Origin of the sequence: Bdellovibrio sp. NC01 (genome assembly GCF_006874625.1) — a bacterium.
In the GTDB taxonomy this organism is placed as follows: domain Bacteria; phylum Bdellovibrionota; class Bdellovibrionia; order Bdellovibrionales; family Bdellovibrionaceae; genus Bdellovibrio.
The window spans coordinates 1,059,747-1,078,704 of sequence record NZ_CP030034.1; the positions used below are offsets into that span (position 1 = coordinate 1,059,747).

19 protein-coding genes are annotated in these 18,958 nt (G+C 45.6%); 14 read left to right on the top strand and 5 right to left on the bottom strand.

Going from position 1 to position 18,958, the window contains the following annotated elements; all coding sequences use genetic code 11:
- Positions 1 to 60: 60 nt before the first annotated feature.
- The 5 genes from DOE51_RS05155 to DOE51_RS05175 all read left to right on the top strand — a co-directional run bounded on the left by DOE51_RS05155 (position 61) and on the right by DOE51_RS05175 (position 4,010).
- Entirely contained in the window at positions 61 to 708 is a 648-nt protein-coding gene (locus tag DOE51_RS05155; RefSeq protein WP_246845385.1) for a hypothetical protein, read from the top strand.
- Positions 709 to 719: 11 nt separating this feature from the next.
- Entirely contained in the window at positions 720 to 1,916 is a 1,197-nt protein-coding gene (locus tag DOE51_RS05160; RefSeq protein ID WP_142695499.1) for an RsmB/NOP family class I SAM-dependent RNA methyltransferase, read from the top strand.
- Between the two features lie 181 nt (positions 1,917 to 2,097).
- A complete protein-coding gene (locus tag DOE51_RS05165; protein ID WP_142695500.1) occupies positions 2,098 to 2,550 on the top strand; it encodes a hypothetical protein in 453 nt (150 codons plus the stop codon).
- A 91-nt stretch (positions 2,551 to 2,641) separates the two neighbouring features.
- Positions 2,642 to 3,199 carry a hypothetical protein gene (locus DOE51_RS05170; RefSeq protein WP_142695501.1) on the top strand — a complete coding sequence of 186 codons (558 nt, stop codon included), beginning with the start codon at positions 2,642 to 2,644 and terminating at the stop codon, positions 3,197 to 3,199.
- Between the two features lie 70 nt (positions 3,200 to 3,269).
- Positions 3,270 to 4,010 carry a hypothetical protein gene (locus DOE51_RS05175; RefSeq protein WP_142695502.1) on the top strand — a complete coding sequence of 247 codons (741 nt, stop codon included), beginning with the start codon at positions 3,270 to 3,272 and terminating at the stop codon, positions 4,008 to 4,010.
- A gap of 76 nt (positions 4,011 to 4,086) precedes the next feature.
- Here DOE51_RS05175 and DOE51_RS05180 read toward each other — a convergent pair whose 3' ends face one another.
- Positions 4,087 to 4,854: a hypothetical protein gene (locus DOE51_RS05180; RefSeq protein ID WP_246845387.1), complete on the bottom strand. Its 768-nt coding sequence runs from the start codon at positions 4,852 to 4,854 to the stop codon at positions 4,087 to 4,089.
- 83 nt (positions 4,855 to 4,937) lie between these two features.
- Between DOE51_RS05180 and lgt the strand changes: the two genes are divergently transcribed.
- Both lgt and DOE51_RS05190 read left to right on the top strand, forming a co-directional pair.
- Entirely contained in the window at positions 4,938 to 5,996 is a 1,059-nt protein-coding gene (gene lgt, locus DOE51_RS05185; RefSeq protein WP_142695503.1) for a prolipoprotein diacylglyceryl transferase, read from the top strand.
- Between the two features lie 82 nt (positions 5,997 to 6,078).
- Positions 6,079 to 6,819 carry an ABC transporter substrate-binding protein gene (locus tag DOE51_RS05190; protein ID WP_210415568.1) on the top strand — a complete coding sequence of 247 codons (741 nt, stop codon included), beginning with the start codon at positions 6,079 to 6,081 and terminating at the stop codon, positions 6,817 to 6,819.
- A gap of 55 nt (positions 6,820 to 6,874) precedes the next feature.
- Here DOE51_RS05190 and hisS read toward each other — a convergent pair whose 3' ends face one another.
- Complete coding sequence (gene hisS, locus DOE51_RS05195; protein ID WP_142695505.1) at positions 6,875 to 8,119, bottom strand: histidine--tRNA ligase; 1,245 nt, start codon at positions 8,117 to 8,119, stop codon at positions 6,875 to 6,877.
- A 111-nt stretch (positions 8,120 to 8,230) separates the two neighbouring features.
- Between hisS and DOE51_RS05200 the strand changes: the two genes are divergently transcribed.
- The 6 genes from DOE51_RS05200 (at position 8,231) to DOE51_RS05225 (ending at position 13,033) form a co-directional block, all read left to right on the top strand.
- On the top strand, positions 8,231 to 8,680 hold the full coding sequence (locus DOE51_RS05200; RefSeq protein ID WP_142695506.1) for a DUF3299 domain-containing protein: 450 nt from the start codon (positions 8,231 to 8,233) through the stop codon (positions 8,678 to 8,680).
- A gap of 20 nt (positions 8,681 to 8,700) precedes the next feature.
- Positions 8,701 to 9,189, top strand: coding sequence for a DUF2796 domain-containing protein (locus DOE51_RS05205; RefSeq protein ID WP_142695507.1), 489 nt, complete (start codon positions 8,701 to 8,703; stop codon positions 9,187 to 9,189).
- Positions 9,176 to 9,868 (top strand): ABC transporter ATP-binding protein, encoded by a 693-nt coding sequence (locus DOE51_RS05210; RefSeq protein WP_142695508.1) that lies wholly within the window; start codon positions 9,176 to 9,178, stop codon positions 9,866 to 9,868. The genes DOE51_RS05205 and DOE51_RS05210 overlap by 14 nt, the downstream gene beginning before the upstream one ends.
- Positions 9,868 to 11,133: an FtsX-like permease family protein gene (locus DOE51_RS05215; protein WP_142695509.1), complete on the top strand. Its 1,266-nt coding sequence runs from the start codon at positions 9,868 to 9,870 to the stop codon at positions 11,131 to 11,133. Before DOE51_RS05210 ends, DOE51_RS05215 begins: the two co-directional genes overlap by 1 nt.
- A 124-nt stretch (positions 11,134 to 11,257) precedes the next feature.
- The gene (locus DOE51_RS05220) at positions 11,258 to 12,247 is read left to right on the top strand and encodes a PstS family phosphate ABC transporter substrate-binding protein (RefSeq protein ID WP_142695510.1); all 990 of its coding nucleotides are present in this window, start codon (positions 11,258 to 11,260) and stop codon (positions 12,245 to 12,247) included.
- 117 nt (positions 12,248 to 12,364) lie between these two features.
- On the top strand, positions 12,365 to 13,033 hold the full coding sequence (locus DOE51_RS05225; RefSeq protein WP_142695511.1) for a glutathione S-transferase family protein: 669 nt from the start codon (positions 12,365 to 12,367) through the stop codon (positions 13,031 to 13,033).
- Here DOE51_RS05225 and DOE51_RS05230 read toward each other — a convergent pair.
- From DOE51_RS05230 to DOE51_RS05240, 3 genes are read right to left on the bottom strand one after another with little or no spacing between them, the layout of a single operon-like run.
- Complete coding sequence (locus DOE51_RS05230; protein ID WP_142695512.1) at positions 13,030 to 14,850, bottom strand: adenylate/guanylate cyclase domain-containing protein; 1,821 nt, start codon at positions 14,848 to 14,850, stop codon at positions 13,030 to 13,032. The two genes, DOE51_RS05225 and DOE51_RS05230, sit on opposite strands and share 4 nt — an antisense overlap.
- On the bottom strand, positions 14,850 to 16,463 hold the full coding sequence (locus DOE51_RS05235) for a hypothetical protein (protein ID WP_246845389.1): 1,614 nt from the start codon (positions 16,461 to 16,463) through the stop codon (positions 14,850 to 14,852). The genes DOE51_RS05230 and DOE51_RS05235 overlap by 1 nt, the downstream gene beginning before the upstream one ends.
- A complete protein-coding gene (locus tag DOE51_RS05240; protein WP_142695513.1) occupies positions 16,463 to 18,316 on the bottom strand; it encodes a hypothetical protein in 1,854 nt (617 codons plus the stop codon). The genes DOE51_RS05235 and DOE51_RS05240 overlap by 1 nt, the downstream gene beginning before the upstream one ends.
- A 138-nt stretch (positions 18,317 to 18,454) precedes the next feature.
- Between DOE51_RS05240 and greB the strand changes: the two genes are divergently transcribed.
- Positions 18,455 to 18,931 carry a transcription elongation factor GreB gene (gene greB, locus DOE51_RS05245; protein WP_142695514.1) on the top strand — a complete coding sequence of 159 codons (477 nt, stop codon included), beginning with the start codon at positions 18,455 to 18,457 and terminating at the stop codon, positions 18,929 to 18,931.
- The last annotated feature ends 27 nt before the right edge of the window (positions 18,932 to 18,958 follow it).

An 18,958-nucleotide genomic window follows, 5' to 3' on the forward strand; every position in this document is an offset into this window, starting at 1 on the left:
GTCATTGGGTTAACTTGCGAATAAAAACCTGGTTACAATAGGGGACATATTGAGGTGCGTGTGAAGACTATTTTTTCTGCATTATTGTCAGCCCTAACTGCTTCTACTTTGCTTTCTGGCGCAGCCTTCGCGCAAGAAGCCCAACCCCGTGTCGGCCGTGCTGCCGCTGCAAAATATTTTCAAAAAAATGGTGAAGAAGAAGGTGGCGCCGGTTCTAAAATCCAAGGGGCCAGTGATCACTATTTAGCTCTTTCAGTTGGCAATTACGTGTCGTCGCAGTCGTACGATTGGGGTCAGCACGGGCAACAAAACGGCGTAGGCGGAATGGGAGTCGATGTCACTTACCGTGTGGGCGAGTGGTATAAGTCGATGGATTTGAATTTACGCATTGGCTACAACCAATACGATGTCGGTGGCGAGGATGCTTCGAAGCTTTCGTTCATGCCGATGATCACCTTCCCAGATGCGGGCTCACGTTTTCCTTTGTACTTCGGTGCGGGCGCGGGCTTGGGGGTGTTCCTAAAGCAAGCTAATGGAAAATCTCCTCTGTCATTGGATTATCAATTGGTCGTAGGTGCGAGATTTTTCGATATCTTTGAAAACACTGGATTCTTCATTGAGGCTGGGTTAAAAAACCACCTTCTAATTACGAGCTCTGGTCAGTTGAACGGTACCTTTTTGGCTGGAGGGCTTGTCTTTACATTCTAAGAGGCCCCGTTTTGAAAATTCACAGACATCTCGCAGAAGCAGTCATTGTCGCACTTGAAGAGATCTTCTTCGATAACAAATACGCCGACAAAGTGATTCAAAAAAATCTAAAGTCCCATTCTAAATGGGGCTCTAGAGATCGCAAATTCTTCGCTGAAACAATTTATGAAGTCGTTCGCTGGCACCGCCTTTTAAAATTCATCGCTAATGATGAAGATTTCTGGCGTATCGTCGGCGTGCAGTGGTTGCGCCAAGGTTTTGATCTTCCTGCATGGGAAGAATTCGAAGGTCTGTCCTACGATTTCCTTCGCGAAGGCATGGAAGAAGCCGCTGGCGATTTCCCAGTTTTAAATTCTATTCCTGATTGGATGGATGCTTACGGTCGCAAAGAATTAGGCAACGAGGTGTGGGAAAAAGTTGTTCCCGCATTGAATAAGCCTGCTGAAGTTTATTTGCGCGCCAATGCTTTGAAAGCCGATGCAGACAAAGTTGTTGAAGCGTTGAAAGCGATCGAAATTCCGGCGGTCAAAGTATCGCCTGATTTGCCGTATGCAGTGAAACTTGTAGAGCGTCGTAATATTTTTATCACCGAACCATTCCGCCAAGGTTTGTTCGAAGTACAAGATGCAGCTTCGCAAATGGTTGTGCCTTTGCTTGGCATTGAACCAGGTATGCGTGTTGTTGATGCGTGCGCGGGTGCTGGTGGTAAAACATTGCACATCGCCTCTTTGATGAAAAACAAAGGGCGCATCATCGCGATGGATATCCACGACTGGAAACTGCAAGAATTGAAAGTGCGTGCACGTCGTGACGGAGTTGATATTATCGAGCCACGCGTGATTGATTCCAGCAAAGTGATCAAGCGTTTGCACGATCAAGCAGATCGTTTGTTATTAGACGTTCCTTGTTCAGGCATGGGTGTTCTTCGTCGTAATCCCGATTCAAAGTGGAAATTGACGGAAGAAGAAATCGCACGTCTTCGTGATCTACAATACGAAATCCTGACAACGTACAGCCCGATGTTAAAAAAAGGCGGCGTGATGGTTTACGCCACTTGTTCACTTCTGCCTTCAGAAAACGAAAAGCAAGTTGAGCGCTTCATGGCCGAACACGGAAAAGATTGGACGCTGGTGAAACAGATCCATACTCGCCCAGATGTCGAGGGCTTCGACGGCTTCTACGCAGCAGTTCTTCAAAAAAATAAATAACAAAAAAGGCGTCAGAACATGACGCCTTTTTTGTTTCTGTGGCTGGAAATTGTCTGTCACTATCAGAGCTAACATCGTCCCAAAGCATTCTCAGAACAGATGATTCTGTGTTTCTCAAAACGAGACGAGTTTTTTACGACTGGCATAGTTTGCATGAGTTCTTAGTAAGGACTTTTAAACTATGAAAACAGCTCTGCACAAATTCATTCTGCTTTTGATCGGTCCGCCTGTGTTGGCGACACTGGTGGCTTGTCAGACGGCGACGACACTGAGTGGGAATTTGGGGGCGGGCACGGCAAGTTCTGATGATGCCACTTTGACTGAAAGGGCAGCATCGCTGCAAAAGAAAGTCGAAAGTGCGAAAGCGGTGCGTGATGATCTAACTGCGGCGCAAACTCAGCTTGAACTTCAAGACGTCATGAACAAAATCTATTCGCGCAATCGCGATAAAGCCTTGCTTCTTCAAGCGTTGCATCCAGAGCTCACTCAAAAACAATATTTATCGACAGAAGCTAACAATACAGATTCAAGCTTGCAGTATTCTCGCGCGACTCAAGTGCCGATGTTGTATCGAAGTTCTTTGGATAGTTCGTTCCCAACGCCAGTTCGTAATACTTACGACGGTATCCAGTAATAAAGTCCAGTGCTCCAGGGTGTTCTTAACAATCAAAGTTGTAATAGAGTCCTGGCCTCTAAGAATGAGACAAGATCCCGATAAGTTTTGTATGAGATTCTTGGTCTTGCTAACTATTATCTTAAGCGTTTCTTCACAGGCCCGTGCAGGTATTTTGCTTGATGTAGGTGGCGTCTATCTTTCAGATACTCTTTCAGCGTCTGCGAATTCAAGTTCAACGAAATATTCTTATAACATTGGTGCGCTCTTTAATATCTCAAAAACACTTTGGGGTGGCTGGAGTTATTTAGGCATTTCACACACGGAAACCGCTTCAGGTACGACGACTTCTTATGCGTCGATGGATACGGGGCCGACGTTGAAGTGGCAATTTGGAAAAAGTCAGAATTACAGTTTGAGTGGTACTGTGAACATTATTTCGCGTGCGACTTATTCAAGCGGCAGCGGGTCTTCCGAAAAATGGGAAGGTATGAGTTACTGGGCAGCCTTTGGATTCATGCCCGAAGTCAGCGAAGGTTTCCATCTTGGGTGTTCCATTAACTACTTTATGGCAAGCTACACAAAAAAGACCGTCAATAACACCGAATCCAGCGCTTCCAATTCGAAGAGTTGGATCTTCCCAATGTTAAGTCTTACTAAGTCTTGGTAACACGTCGCATTTGAATTTGAAATTACCAAAACCGCCTTGTTACAACTTTGTGGCGACAAGGGGGTCCGCAATGATTCGTTCTTTAATGTCTTTAGTATTGGCATTGGGTGTTTCTTCTTCTGCATGGGCTATGGATAAAGCCTATTTCGATATCAAAAAAGTGACTGTGACTGACGTGACTGAACAACAACCGGAATTGACTGCGGGTCAACGTACAGGTTTGTTGGACGATTGCTCTGCGCAAGCACCACAACAAGGGATTCTTATTTCTCGCACGGGGGATCCAGCAGTTGTTGGTTTGAATCCGTTGGATCAATTGCAAGTGTGGGTGGATCAAATCATCAACATCGGTAAAAAAATCTGGGCAATCGTTGAAGCTGGTAAGCCCGTTGTAAATATCAAATTGGATACAGCAAATGCCCTTCCAAAAGGTGTGCGCTGCTGGACAGACATGCAAGGTTGGGCAATGCCACAATCTAAAGTGTACAGAGTTCAATACGAAAATGCTTACGGCATGACAGTTGTTGATTTCTCTTACCGCTTGATGTTCACAGCAAACGGTAATGTGGATGGCGTTGGTAAATACATCACGAACGCAACTTTCCAACCGGCGAACTTGTCAGTAGGTTGGGGCTTCCGTTTCGACGCAACAGCAGCGATCCCTGCGGTATTCAACCAAGGAACGAAACAAGATCCTGTAGCAGGAATGCAAATGAACATGGCGTGGAGAGTGGATTCACCTCTAGCACATGAAGAATCAACAGAAAGCTACTTCGTAACTGGCGATAACAAGCTTGTAAAAATGAAGTAATACAAAGTTTGAAAAGCTAAAAAGAAAAAGCCTGGGCAACAACCCAGGCTTTTTTGTTATTAAAAACCTTCTAGTCTTAGAAGAAGATTTTAATACCTGACCGGACCCCAGAGCGTTCAGTGAGTGTTTCACTGGTCGCTGCCGGAGTTTGATTTTTTTGGTTCTCCTTGTACCAAGCACCGAAGATGCGCAGGGCTTTGAAGTCTATGAAAGCTCCCACCTCGGTGTAATCTCCCTTCACATCTCCTAAATCATCGTTAGAAGTGGGAAGGAAATAACGATATTTTCCGTTAACTCCGAAATACTTAAAAATATAGAGTAGCAACTCGGCCTGACCGAATTGTTGGGCCAATTTGGTTTCAACAGGTTCGGTCATTTCGCGCGTGCGTAGACCGTAAGACAAAATCAACGCCGAGTTCTGCACGGAATTTCCGAAGACACGCAGATTAAATAAGCCCGTCAAATCAGTGAAATGATCTGCGGCGTTGTGTTCGTATTCGGCACTTAGGCCCACTAATTGCGCCCAGCCTGCGATCTCGCCTGAATAGGAGATATGCGAAGTTTTGTCGGTGCCGTCGTGAAGATCAGTTTGATAAGAAAGGTAAGAGGCCCCAAGCATAAACTCAAATGGAGACGGAGAGTTCATGGAAAGCCACATATCCATTTGGCGATTGCGGTCTTTTATCGCAAGCCAATCTGAAAGCGACCATCTGCCTTGTTCTCGAGCAGCGGTCCGTTTGGTGAAGTCATAGTCCGAAATCCAATGGCTCGAGCTTCCAGCGGCCGCTGGCAGGGCCAAAAAGACGATAATGCATGACAGAAGCAGGGATGAAAATCTGGACATAGTCCCATTTTCCGTCTTTATTGGGGCATCGTCTAAAACTTCCCATTTTGATACGGGAAAATTGTCTCAAAGAGGTATGGACTGTGGTTCATGATTTAGATCCATTTGCACTTAGAATTTCCGGCGACTTTGGTATCCGTTGGTACGGATTATCTTACATGATGGGCTTCATTTGTGCCTATCTTATGATCAAGTGGTTGGCATCGAAGCAACGCTCTGGTCTGACGCCGCAAATGGTTGGCGACTTTGTTACTTACGGTGCGATCGGCACTTTGGTGGGCGGTCGTTTGGGTTACGTGATTTTCTACGGCCCGGATCTTTTCTTGAAATTTAAATCAGCGTTCCCATTCTGGGGTGTGCTTGCAGTCAATGAAGGCGGCATGGCCAGCCACGGCGGTATGATCGGTATCGTGGTTGCGTGTTTGTTGTTCGCGCGTAAGTACTCTGTGAATGCTTTGTACTTGTTTGACTTGGTTGCTGTATCAGGTCCTATCGGTGTGTTCTTTGGTCGTATCGCAAACTTCATCAATGGTGAACTTGTCGGTCGTCCGTGCGATCCTTCATTCCCGTTGGCTGTGAAATTCCCACAAGACATTTACTTGTGGCCAGCACAAGAGTTCAATCGTTTGGGTGAACTTTCTTCTGTGACTGAAAAAATCGGAATCTCTCGCGATCAATGGTTAGAGCTTGTTGGCAAATTCCATTTGGATAACGGCGCACGCGAAACTGTGTATGCAACTTTGAACAAAATCGTTGAAGCGATTCAAAACGGCAACACGGCAGCGAAGGAAGCGATTGCTCCACTTCTAACTCCACGTTATCCGTCGCAATTGTTTGCGGCCGTGGGCGAGGGTTTGTTTGTATTCTTGTTCCTGTTCATCTTGTGGAGAAAACCCCGTAAGCCAGGATTCATCGCAGCGACTTTCGTTTTGTTGTATGCCATCGTTCGTATCGTGGATGAACACTTCCGTATGCCTGATGCACAAATCGGTTTCCAATGGTTGGGACTGACTCGTGGTCAGTGGTTAAGTGCCGCGATGTTTGTCGTCGGTTTGATTTTAATGTTCGTTTGGACTCGTGCATCTTCATTGAAGATCCCTGGGTGGGGACGCGGGCAAAATATCAAATTAAATAGAAAGTAATTCGGCGGTAGCCGGCAGAGCTGGAGCGCCGGAAGGCGCGCAAGCTGAAGCATCGGCTAGGGAAGTCATGATTCTTAAATATGTGTTAATAGTTTTTATTTTCGCCGCAAGCTCGTCAGCGTTTGCATTGAAAAAAGAGTTAAAAGCCATCGTTTATAATTTCCCTCCACACATCTATGCGGAAAATGCAGATGGCAGCAGCGCCGTTCCAACGGGTGCAAGTGTCGACTTCTTTAATCAGTATTTAAATTCTAAAAAGAAATTTGAAGTGAAGTGGGTAGCGGCACCCTTTGCACGCGTGATAGCCGACCTTGAGCATAACAAAGCCGATATTGCCTTCGTGATCGTGAAAGATGCAGAACGAGAAAAGATCATGCGTTTTTCATCGGTGGGTTTAGCAAAATCTCATCCTGCTGTTGTGGTTATGAAGAATTCCCCACTAAAAGAAATCAAATCAATGTCGGATCTAAAAGGGTGGACGTTGGGTTACACAGCCCTTGTCCATGTTCCTTCAGTGTTTAAAGAGATGGGTGTGAAATTCGATGCCCTGACTGGTACGGATTCGCGCGAGCGTAATTTGGAAAGATTGCGTTTAAAGAAAATCGATGGCGTTTATGTTCCGACGTCGTATGGGGCAGAGGAATTGCTGCGCTCGCTTGATCCCAAAGATGAATTCCGCGTGGTGCCCGTGGCTCGAGAAGTTGAATTGTACGTGGCCTTCAGCAAAACACTGGATGAAGAAACTTATCAGCACTTAAATAAGTTGATTGAGCAACATCACGACGACTATCAAGCTCTGCTGCGTAAATACAGTACGCCATAAAAAAAGAGCAGCTTTAGGGGCTGCTCTTTTTTTGAAAAATCTGAAATTTTAAAAACTAAAATTTGTACGTAAGCAATTCTGCGCGAGGGATGACGACTTGTTCGCCCGTGCCGAAGTTCTTCACTGTGATTTGCGAAGCTTTCACTTCAGACTCACCTAAGATCAAAGCGTAGTTCGCACCCAGCCTATTTGCTTTTTGCATTTTCTTGCCCATTTTACCTGACAAGATATTTTCGGCTTTGATTCCACGAGAACGAATTTCGTGAGCGACTTTGACACTTTCAGTTTCGCCAGCATCATCCGCACCGATGATTGCAATCATCAGTTCTTGCTTGATCGCCAATTCTTTCGGAGTCAAATCAGCCAAACGATCAATACCCGCAGCCCAACCCACGCCCGGAGTTTTCGGACCACCCATTGTTTCAATCAAACCATCGTAACGACCGCCCGCAAGCACAGTGCCTTGCGCGCCCAATTTCGTTGTCGTGAATTCAAAAACAGTGTGGCAGTAGTAATCAAGACCACGCACCAAGTGCGAGTTCACTTTGTATGGAATGCCTAGGCGCTCAATACCCGAGATCACTTGATTAAAGAAATTTTTAGAAGTTTCGTTTAAGTACTGCTCAAGTTTGGGAGCATTTTCATTCAGCTTCTTATCGCCTTCATCTTTTGAATCTAAAATGCGCAGCGGATTTTTTTCTAAACGCATTTTGCTGTCGGCAGACAACTGTTCTTGATGAGCAGAGAAATAAGCAACCAAAGCGTCACGGTAAGCGGCACGGCTTTCCGCATCGCCCAGAGTGTTGATTTCAAGAGTGCACTCGGAAGAGATACCGATCTTTTGTAACAGGTCCCACGCAAGCGCGATGCACTCGACGTCAGCCAAAGGGGATTCAAAACCTAGACATTCTGCGCCTAATTGGAAGAATTGGCGGTAGCGACCTTTTTGCGGTCTCTCATATCGAAACATCGGTCCAGAATAGTAGAATTTTAATGGAAGCAACTGGCTCATGCCTTCAGAGATAAATGCGCGAGCCACACCCGCTGTGCCCTCAGGTCTGAGAGTTAAGCTTTCGCCGCCACGATCTGTAAAATCGTAAGTCTCTTTATTCACAACATCGGAAGTTTCGCCTAAAGTGCGGTGAAAAACGTCAGAAAATTCAAAAATCGGGGTTTCAATTTCACCGAAACCGTAAAGCAAGGCTTTCTCATAGGCTGATTGTTCGACAAAACGGAAAACAAGATTGTCTTCTGGTAGAAGGTCTCTTGTGCCACGAACTTTTTGAATTTTCCCACTCATAATTTGCACCCTTTATGGTTCGACTCTCTAGGTATAACAGAGGACTCTTTATCAGGCAAAGCTATTGCCAAAGGGGTTGCAAATGCAGGCCCGCAGGTTTTAAATAGATATATGAAGAATTGGCTTATCGGTGGTATTTTCATTCTTGCTGTGGTTCTTGGCGCAGTGATCTATCAAAACTTTGGTGGCTCGACAGCAGTGCTTTCGGGTGCAGAGTTGGATTGGCGTCAATTAAGCGAGATGGACTACATCACGGGGAAAGCTCCGAAAGAACTGGAAGCCTTGAACGGCAAGCCAGTAAAAATCCCGGGTTTCATGGTGCCGCTGGAAGATGATCAACGCGCGGTCACAGAGTTTTTATTGGTACCGAATGCACAAGCTTGCATTCACGTGCCTCCTCCACCTCCGAATCAAATGGTTTATGTGAAAATGAAAAAGGGCACGGCATCGGTTGTGGAACCGATCTGGGTTTATGGCACTTTCAATATAGTTACGAAAAATTCTCAGTATGGTGACGCATCTTTCGAAATTATCGGGGAAGGCGTCGAACTTTATAAGTAACATTTAGCACGGAGGGTCTTATGCTTTTAAAAGCATTTCTTTTCTCGGCCATGGCATTGGCGGCAGGGCGCGAAGAAAAAGCACACGTTCACGGGGCCGCTCATCTAGGTATTGCACTCGAAGGCAAAAACGGCAAAATTGAATTCCATGTTCCAGCATCATCGATATATGGCTTCGAATATGCTGCTAAATCGGCTGCTGATAAAAAGGCCAAAGAGAAGGGCCTGCAAAAGTTTGAAGATAAAATCGCGGAGATGATTGTTTTTGATCCCACATTAAAGTGCGAGATCAAAAAAGACATGTACGAAGTCGATCAACGCGATAATCACGCAGACGTCGAGTACGAATTCCGCGTAACTTGTGAAAAACCGCCGATGGGGACAAGTGTAATGATTGATGTTGCCAAAGTATTCCCGCGCATCAAGGCAGTTCAGGTTGACGTTTTGGGTGATGGAGTTCAAAAATCGGTAGAGATCAAGAAAAGTGGAGAATCTATTGAGCTCAAATAACGCCCTGATTGAAATTAAAGATCTGCACTTCACTTACGATGGGCAGTCCAAGCCTACGTTAGCGATTCCAGATTTTTCTGTTTCAAAAGGCGAAGAGCTTTTCCTTTATGGTCCGAGTGGTACCGGTAAGACGACTTTGCTTGAATGTCTTGCTGGAGTATTGAAACCTACTTCCGGTTCTTTAAAAATTCTTGGTCAAGAGATGACATCCATGTCGTCTGCGGCACGCGATGCCTTCCGTGCGCAACACATGGGCTATGTCTTCCAAAGCTTCAATTTAATTCCTTATCTTTCTGTTCGCGAAAACATCGAGTTGCCACTTCATCTAAGTGCTGCGCGCAAAGCCCGCTTGGGCAGTGTGGATACAGAGATGGTGATCCGCGCTTTGTGCGGCAATCTTGGCATCGGCGATTTGCTGGAAAAGAAAGTGACTGAATTAAGTGTGGGTCAACAACAGCGTGTCGCGGTCGCGCGGGCGCTATTGGGTAAGCCCGATCTATTGCTTGCGGATGAACCTACATCGGCATTGGATGCCGATCACCGCGAGAAGTTTTTAAAATTGTTATTTGAGTTAGCTGAATTGTACGGAACGACTGTTGTGTTTGTCTCCCATGATCGCAGCATTGAAAATCTCTTCTCTAGAACTCTTTCTTTGCAAACAATCAACAGGACCCAGTGATGGTTTTATTCAATCTTGCTCTTAAATCTTTGAAAAACCGCGCTTTCGCTACAACTTTGACGGTGATCTCGATCGCCCTCAGTGTGGCGCTTTTGATTTCTGTTGAAAGAGCAAAACGTGCGGCGGAAGAAGGTTTCACACAAACCGTGAGCAAGACCGATCTTATCGTGGGCGCACGAAGCGGTTCATTGCAACTGCTTCTTTATACTGTGTTCAACATGGGAACTGCGACAAACAACGTGTCGTGGGAATCTTATCAAGAAATTAAGAAAAATCCTGCGATTGAGTGGACGATTCCTTATTCGTTAGGTGACGCCCATAAAGGTTTCCGCGTTGTCGGAACGACAGAAGATTTCTTCAGACACTATCACTATCGCGGCAGCCGAAATGTTGAGTTGCAAGCGGGCCACGGACTGCAAGGCCTGTGGGATGTGGTGATTGGTTCTGATGTGGCTCGTTCACTTCGTCACTCGATTGGTGATCGCATTGTGATTTCCCATGGTGTGACAAAGGGTGAAGGTGTTGTCGATCATGAAGACAAACCGTTTGAAGTCGTTGGTATTTTGGCGCCAACGGGCACGCCACTAGATCGTGCGGTTTATATTTCTCTTGAAGGTATGGAAGCTTTGCACATTGATTGGCAAAACGGTGCGATGCCGACGAAAGCCACGATGATTCCTGCTGCGCAGATCAAAAAAGAAGACTTAAAAATCCATGCGATCACTTCATTCTTTGTCGGCGCAAAATCACGTCTGGATACTTTGAAGCTTCAACGTCAAATCAATGACTACAAAGACGAGCCATTGATGGCGATCATTCCAGGTGTTGCGTTAAGCGAACTGTGGGGCGGTCTTTCTTACGCAGAAAATGTGTTAAGAATTGTTTCGTGGATGGTTGTGCTTGTTGGTTTCATGGCGATGTTGATCGCGTTGACAACGACATTGAACGAACGCCGTCGTGAAATGGCGATCTTGCGTGCCGTTGGTGCGAAGTCGTCACATATCTTAGGTCTTCTGGTTTTTGAATCGGCATTGTTGACGGTCTTGGGAATTGCACTAGGTATTGTCATTTCAGTGGGCGCGATGGCGATTTTGAAGCCGTGGATCGAAAACGAATTTGGTTTGTACCTATCAGGTCCGGTGATGACGCACACAGAATGGTTGTTCATTGCGATTACTTTCGTGGGTGGAACAGTGATCGGTTTGATTCCAGCGTTGCGTGCGCAGAAGCTTGCGTTGAAAGATGGTCTTTCTGTAAAACTGTAGTCGGGATTTGCTCCTGCCTCTGTCGACCCTTAACACAACCCTGACATTTTCCTAACACTTCGTGAATTTGCTCTCTTATCCTAACTCTTGTTACGTTTCCTTCATAAAGAGGAGAGATAAGCTCATGAAGTTCGTTCTTAGTTCATTACTAGTTCTAGCAGCGGTTTCTGCACGTGCAGAAAATCTAATTAAAATTGACGGTTCAAGCACAGTGTTTCCTGTGACTGAAGCCGTTTCTGAAGAATTTCAAACTTTCACTAAAGGTGCGACGAAAGTAACTGTAGGTGTTTCGGGTACTGGTGGTGGTTTCAAAAAATTCTGCCGTGGTGAAACGGATGTTCAAGATGCTTCTCGCCCTATCACAAAAGAAGAAATGGCTTCTTGCCGCGAAGCTAAAATCAATTACTTTGAATTGCCAATCGCTTTCGACGCGATCGCAATCGTAGTAAACCCAAAAAACAATTGGGTTAACGAAATCACTCGTGAAGAGTTGAAAAAAATGTGGGAACCAGCAGCTCAGGGCAAAATCATGACTTGGAAACAAGTGAATGCTAAATGGCCTGACGAAAAGTTGTCTTTATTTGGTGCAAGCACTGACAACGGAACTTTCGACTACTTCACTGAAGCTATCGTAGAGAAATCTAAATCTTCTCGTGGTGACTACACGGCAGCGGTTGATCACAACACGCGTGTTATGGGTGTGAACTCACAAAAAGGTGCGTTGGGTTACATTCCGTTTGCATACTACGTAGCTAACAAAGACAAATTGAAATTGTTGGGCGTCATCGGTGGCGACAAAGCTCCTTCGAAAAAAGCAGTTCTTCCAAGTGAACAAACTGTGATTTCGGGAACTTACTTCCCATTGTCTCGTCCAATCTTCATCTACGTAAACCAAGCTTCTATGAACAAACCAGAAGTGAAACAATATGTTGAGTTTTACTTGGATAAAGCGGCTGAAATGTCGAAACAAGTTCAATACATCCCACTTCCAGCAAAAGCTTACACGACAGCGAAAGAGCATTTGAAAAAACAAAAATTGGGAACTGTATTCGGTGGCGAAGCTCAAGTGGGTATGACTATCGATCAGATCTTGAAAAAAGAAGCTACATTCTAATTTGTAACTTCCTGCATACTAAAAAATCAAAGCCCATCGCGGAACACGATGGGCTTTTTTATTTGGTAAACGGGCAGGGAAGGCCTATAGTCTGTGGATCTAGGAGAAAGGCTTTATATGGCTTACCACAAACACAGCGACGTTCCTGAATTTGATTTGATCATTGGCGATAAAACTTTTTCTTCATGGTCAATGCGTGCGTGGTTAGTAGCTGTACAATCGGGCCTGCCGTTTAAAGAAATCTGCATCAAGCTTGATCAGAAAGACACAGCGGCGAAAATCGCAAAGTATTCCCCTTCAGGAAAAATCCCAGCTTTGCGCCAAGGTAAAAGAATCATCTGGGATTCTTTGGCCATCGCTGAATATCTAAATGAACTTTCACCGGAAGCAAAGTTGTGGCCTGAAGATGCTGGCACGCGTGCGCTGGCGCGCAGTTATGCTTCTGAAATGCATGCGGGCTTTCCGATTCTACGTTCGCAAATGAGCATGGATTTAAGCCTGCGCACAGAGATTCATCATCTGTCACACGGTGCGATTCATGAAATCAATCGTATTCTGGAAATGTGGAAGACCGCTTTGAAGGTCAGTGAAGGGCCCTACTTATTTGGTGACTTCTGTATCGCGGACGCGTTCTTTGCGCCGGTGGTGTTCAGATTTATTTCATATGGAATTAAGATCAAAGATCCAATGATTCGCGCCTACATGAAGAACATCGAAAACCATCACGGTGTGATGTTCTGGGTGCAAGACGCGAAATCTGAAAAACCGAAAGCAGCCGTTTTTTAAGCGGCGTCCTTCTGAATCTTCACTTTATCAGCGGCTTCTGCTTCATAGTCAGAATAAGGAGTTTTGACTTCGACGTAAGAGCCGTCGGCTTCGCGATATGCGCGCACTTTGTACATCTTAATTGCTTCTGAACGTCCTTTGACTTCCGCCGCACCGGCTAGTTCGACTTTGAAATCTTCGCCGACTTTTTCGATAACTGAATCCGTTACCAGCAAATCCGCGCCGAAAGCTTTTGTTGAAGCTTCGATACGGGAAGCGGTATTCACGGTGTTACCGATAACCGTGTACTCCATACGCTCGTCAGAACCAATCGTACCAGAAATTGCTTTACCAGCATGCAAACCCATACCGATGTTAATCGCCGGTTGACCGCGAGCAATACGTTTTTCATTTAAAGCATCCAGATTGCGACGCATTTCCAAACATGCACGAACCGCATTGTGGGCATCACGATCCGAAGAACGTGGGGCACCCCAAACAGCCATGATCGCGTCACCGATAAATTTATCGACGACACCGCCATGTTGATTGATGATTTTAACCATCACACCAAAGTATTCATTCAACATCTCGACAACTTCTTCTGGCGAACGTTTTTCAGAAAACGCCGTGAAACCACGAATGTCCGAGAAGAAAACCACAACGTCTTTATTTTGACCACCGACACCGATGTCTTTGCCGATCAAGTCTTCCGCAACCGAAGAGCCATGGAATTTCGAGAATAAGCTTTTAACTTTATCGCGTTCCTTCAAACCTTCAGTCATGTGGTCAAAGGCTTCGGCCAAGTCACCCACTTCGTCATGCGAACGCACTTTCGCGCGGGCTTTTACGTCGAAGTTACCTTTAGAAACCATCTTGATCATTTCCGCCAATTTTTCAATCGGCGAAGTGAGTGTCATAGAGAACAAAAAGATAAAGAAGATCGCCATCGAAATGGCAGAGCCCGCAACGAAGATCGCTCGGCGTTTCACCTCGTTCGATACTTCTAGGATCGCTGCTTCCGACGTTTGCGATACGATCGTCACGCCATAAGAAGTTTTAACAGAGGCACCAAAATAGTTTTCGCCAGTATCAGAATCTTTAAACTTCGTTTGGAATTGCGGAGACTTCTGCGCCAAAGCCTTCATCACGAATGGTGATGTCGCCATACTTAAACGAGAAATCGCTTTTTGTTCTTCTTTATGAGCAAGCAATTCGCCCTGACGATCAATCAAGTACTGCGTGCGTTCTGAAGGATCGGTAAATGGTTTTTCAAGGGGAGCCAGTGCTACGTCAGCTAAAACCACGTGTGTGATTTTACCTTGAGCATCGCGCACCAAAGGCAAACCAATTGTGATCATCGCAGGAGCTTTTGGGTAAGAGGCATTTTTAATTTCAATGCTACCTTGAGCCACCGTGCGGATTGGGAATTTCTGCCACGCACGAACATTCACCAGGTAAGCACCTGTCAGGCTGTAAGGTTTAAAAACGTCTTCTTTCACTTTGCGCGCCACTGTTTGCACAGTACTGCCATCAAGTTTCAAAACTTCCAAAGCAATAAAGTTTTTATCCTTAGAGAAGTTGAAATCAAGGTCTTCATTCGCAGAAGCACCTTTCATCAACAGGGAACCAGACACGCGGGCTTTATCGACCAGGGAAGCGATGATGTTATCAACTTCTTTGGCTTTCGCCGCAGCAGATTCCAAGTTCGAAATGTCGACTTGCTCTGAAGACTTCTTTTCAAAGTATTTTGACGAGATGTAAGTGATCGTGCTGGTAGAGGCTACCAGAATCAGGATCGTCACCGTGATGAGTTTTGTTGAGATAGGAATTCTCATCAGAAGCTCCATTCCGCGAAAATGTTAAGGTAGTTACCGACGATCGTTGATTCATTCACGTCGCCATCCACGGCAAAGTTCGTTGTACTTGGTACGGCTTTGTAGGAAAGCTTGTCTTCGCGACGAGCATAACCCACAAGACCTGTGAACGTTTGTGTGAAGCGGTAGCTTCCTAAGAAACCAAATTGAGTCGACATTGTCGGTTGCAGCGGTTCTCCGTTCGGAGTGCTGATCTTCATCAACGCCGTGTAAAGGTGAGCATTGACCTGCACACCAAATTTCGGAGTGATCGAATACCAATATTCGGCGCCACCATGGGCACCGGCTGCACTGATCGTCATGCTATCTGAAGAGGCGGTGAATGGATCACCGATTGTTTCTGGCAGTTCCTTATAGTAAGGACCGACTTGGAAACGAACCTCACCACGATCGCCCAGTTCTTTTTTGTAAACCGCATTCATTTCAGCAGAAGCAAACGTGCGAGTTGTACCTTTAATCGTAAAACCACTCATGTCGATGATCGACAAAAAGCCCCACGGAGTATCTTTATTAAACCAACCCAAGCCCACACGTGCTGTACCACCCAAAGCAGAATAACCAACTTTTGAGTTGTGTTCTGGATTTACACCCGAGAACTGCATTTGTGTCACAAGATACGAACCGATCGCGTACCAACCGCTTAGGCGTTCAATGGAACGACGAACCAAAGCTGTATATTCCGCAGCCGGGGAGCGATCACCGCTACGCACGCTGAAGTTTTCTTTTGCCAGTTTAGAAGACGGGCGCAAGTTTGATTTTGCGCGAACAAAAACTTGGTATTTACCACCTGGCCAGCCAGAATCGAATGCCAAGGTGTCATCTTGATAGTTCTCTAGAACTTTTAGTTTCTCCCACTTTTTATTTTCAGGAGAATAGCGCATAACATAAACGTCAAACGCAGACACATTGTCTGGACGTTCCCATTTTACTTCGCGCACGAATTCAGATTCGGGTTTATCGATTTTCACTTCTGGAATCGGTTTACCAAGAACAGTGAACTGACCCAATGAAACCGCATCACTGGCGATACCTTCTTCATTTGTGGCAGAAACTTTCCAAGTGTAGTTTTGCGCGACCGGCACTTTTGTTTTGAAAGAAGTCTCTTTCAAATCTTCACGAATTGTGGTTTTGCCGTCTTCAGATGTTAATTCGAAGTGATACTTTTCAGCACCGCCCACTGGCGCCCACACGAATGTCATTTCAGTCGAGGATTCATCTTTACTTGCGATACGTGCTTTTTGCGCAGGGAATTTCAACACCGCTGATTCAAGGCCGACGTTAAAGTCACTTGGTGGAGACCATTCACCAGGCACACCACGATAGTCACGTGAACGCAGGCGCATGATGTACTTACCAGCGCTCAAACGACCATTCCATACAGCGTCTGGAACTTTGAAAGTAAAGGTCTTGCCTTCGCCTTTTTCTTTAACTTGTTTCAATTCAATTTCATAAGACTTCGCACCTTCGATGGCTTCCCACTCAAAGTTTACAAGACGACGATACGGCGCTGCGAATGCAGGCTCGATCGCCATCCAGAAACACACAGAAAGAAGCAAGGCGAAGATTCTTATCATCAATTCACCTTGATCTTTTTAAGAGTAGGGGCACGAACGCCCGATTTATCTGGAACCAAAAGTTTTCTTGGCGCAGACGTTTCACTCATACGACCATAGGAATCGACGGCAGAGATCTCGACATCGTAATCGCCAGGCAATAAATTGCGTAAAGCTGTTGAAGTGCCGTTGTATTTGCTGCGTTTTAATTCTTTACCGTTTTTGCGAACGACTAACCAATATTCTTTGGCGCCATCAATCGCAGTCCACTCAAGCATCGAGCGGCCATCTGTGCCTGCTTGCAAAGAGCCTTCTGCTGGTAAGAAGCCTGGTGCACGCAAGATCGGCAGTGGTGCAACGTCCACGGGTTGTGATGTTGTGGTGCCAAGAACCTGACCTTCTTTATCTAGTGCTTCAATCGATGCAATGTAACGACCTGGTTTTGACACCGGAGCTGTCAATTTGTTGTCTTTGACATCAACCGGATTCACGTAAGATGGGTCTTCACTTTGTTCATGAAGTTTTACGCGATAAGAAGCCACAGATTCTGACTTGTCAGTATTCCACGTCAATGCGACTTGTGGCTTATCTAAATAGTATTGCGGTTGATTCGGCGTTGTGAACGCCACATTCACTGGCACCACTGGAGCTTTCACAGCTTCCACATGAACTTGCTCAACCGGTTTTACAGAGAACTTTTGGATTTTACCCAAAAGTGGTTTGTCAGAGTCCACATAATATGAACTCATGCGCCAGTAGTAAGTTCCACCTTTTAACGCCGGAAGAGTGTAAGCATCTTCAGACGAGAATGATTTGCTTAATAGTTTTGTTTTTAAAGTAGGATCTGTCCAAACTTCCAAAGTCACAGAGCGAGTGTCATCACCTTTTTCCCACTTGAAACTCATATCAAATGAATTTGAACTTGCTGGAATTTCGGCATCAGCTGTTGGGAAGACAACTGTTGGAGCGTAACGTGCCAAAACTTCTGTGCGGTACACAGGAGATTCGCCAATAACTTGACCTTGTGGAGTTGTCGCAACCAATTTCCAGTAGTGTTTACCGAATGGCAGCTTCGCAGCTAATTCCGATTTGCCAGGAAGAGCTTTGGCATAAGCCTGCATTTCTTTACGAGTAGGGCCCACCCACAACGAAACTTCACTGTTCGTCGGGAAACCAGTCCATTGGAAAGGAATGTCTTTAACATTCTCTGCATCCATAGCGATCGGTTTGTGTGGAAGTGGAGTGATGATTTTCAAATTATTTTTATTGAACTCAAGACCAGCAGCACCCAATGCGCCGAAGGAACCTGTCGTCAACTCTTTGCTTTGACCGTCTTTGCCTTGGATCGAAGCTTTACCTTCTAAGACTTGGACATCGACAGCGTTGCCGCGGCCTTTAGAAAGGGAAGCCGATGCATTGGAAAGATCGACTTTACCATTCGCAGATGAAAGTACTAGGCCTGGAGCTTTGCCATCTTGTTCAGTGCTTCCGGCTTTTGCGTTAACGAAAAGACTACCTTCCATCAAATCAAGGGCGATTTCGCCTTCTGATTTTTTGATGACGATCAATGATTCCGGTTCAAGATCAAGATAACGATCTGAATCGGTGAATTGGATACGAACCTCACCACGCTCGGAAGTACGCACAGCTTCACCGTTGTACAACGGCTCGCCAGTATTCACGAGTTGCCACAACAAGCGCGCAGCGGGACGACGTTGAATATCATCAACAACTTTTCCGACGTACGCTAAGGGCTTTTCATTGCCATGGGAATATTTAGAAAGATCTGTGGACGTATACCAATAATAAGTGCCGGCAAAAACTGATGACGAGCATAACGCTGCAACAAACAATCGTAACCACTGTTTTTTCATCAGTTCCTCCTGCTCATTTTTTCGGAATAATTGTCGGTTTATTTTACGGAGCGAAAGTCTAGGATGCTTAAAGAACTGTTAAAGAGAATTCATAAACGCAGTGGATTCTTTCGCGGTTTTAGTCTAGAGTCTCGACCTATGGACAACACAAAAAACTACATCACACCTGAAGGCCTGGCGAAATTGAAAGCTGAATACAACGAGCTGATGCACGTTGAGCGCCCGAAGCTTGTGGAAGTCGTTGCGTGGGCCGCCTCGAATGGTGATCGTTCCGAAAATGCTGACTATCAATACGGGAAACGTCGTCTGCGTGAGATCGATCGTCGCGTGCATTTTCTGACGAAGCGCCTAGAAGACGCTGAAGTTGTTGATCCAAAACTCATGAAGGGCGAGAAAGTTTTGTTTAGTGCGACCGTGACGTTGTCGACTGAAGAAGGCGATGAACTTGTTTATCAAATCGTGGGTGAAGACGAGTTTGACGTGAAACAAGGGAAGATTTCTTGGAAGTCTCCGGTTGCACGTGCGTTATTAGGAAAAAAAATTGGTGATGAAGTAAAACTCGTCAAACCGTCGGGCGAAGACTTCGTAACTATTGAGAATGTCGAATTTAAGTAAAAATTACAGACTTGTTAAGACTGTAGA

Excerpts from the sequence above, each read along its gene's own strand:
- DOE51_RS05165 (WP_142695500.1), top strand. The coding sequence starts at position 2,098 with ATGAAAACAGCTCTGCACAAATTCATTCTGCTTTTGATCGGTCCGCCT.
- DOE51_RS05170 (WP_142695501.1), top strand. The coding sequence starts at position 2,642 with ATGAGATTCTTGGTCTTGCTAACTATTATCTTAAGCGTTTCTTCACAG.
- DOE51_RS05175 (WP_142695502.1), top strand. The coding sequence starts at position 3,270 with ATGATTCGTTCTTTAATGTCTTTAGTATTGGCATTGGGTGTTTCTTCT.
- DOE51_RS05180 (WP_246845387.1), bottom strand. The coding sequence starts at position 4,854 with ATGTCCAGATTTTCATCCCTGCTTCTGTCATGCATTATCGTCTTTTTG.
- hisS (WP_142695505.1), bottom strand. The coding sequence starts at position 8,119 with ATGAGTGGGAAAATTCAAAAAGTTCGTGGCACAAGAGACCTTCTACCA.
- DOE51_RS05200 (WP_142695506.1), top strand. The coding sequence starts at position 8,231 with ATGAAGAATTGGCTTATCGGTGGTATTTTCATTCTTGCTGTGGTTCTT.
- DOE51_RS05205 (WP_142695507.1), top strand. The coding sequence starts at position 8,701 with ATGCTTTTAAAAGCATTTCTTTTCTCGGCCATGGCATTGGCGGCAGGG.
- DOE51_RS05215 (WP_142695509.1), top strand. The coding sequence starts at position 9,868 with ATGGTTTTATTCAATCTTGCTCTTAAATCTTTGAAAAACCGCGCTTTC.
- DOE51_RS05220 (WP_142695510.1), top strand. The coding sequence starts at position 11,258 with ATGAAGTTCGTTCTTAGTTCATTACTAGTTCTAGCAGCGGTTTCTGCA.
- DOE51_RS05225 (WP_142695511.1), top strand. The coding sequence starts at position 12,365 with ATGGCTTACCACAAACACAGCGACGTTCCTGAATTTGATTTGATCATT.
- DOE51_RS05230 (WP_142695512.1), bottom strand. The coding sequence starts at position 14,850 with ATGAGAATTCCTATCTCAACAAAACTCATCACGGTGACGATCCTGATT.
- DOE51_RS05235 (WP_246845389.1), bottom strand. The coding sequence starts at position 16,463 with ATGATAAGAATCTTCGCCTTGCTTCTTTCTGTGTGTTTCTGGATGGCG.
- DOE51_RS05240 (WP_142695513.1), bottom strand. The coding sequence starts at position 18,316 with ATGAAAAAACAGTGGTTACGATTGTTTGTTGCAGCGTTATGCTCGTCA.
- greB (WP_142695514.1), top strand. The coding sequence starts at position 18,455 with ATGGACAACACAAAAAACTACATCACACCTGAAGGCCTGGCGAAATTG.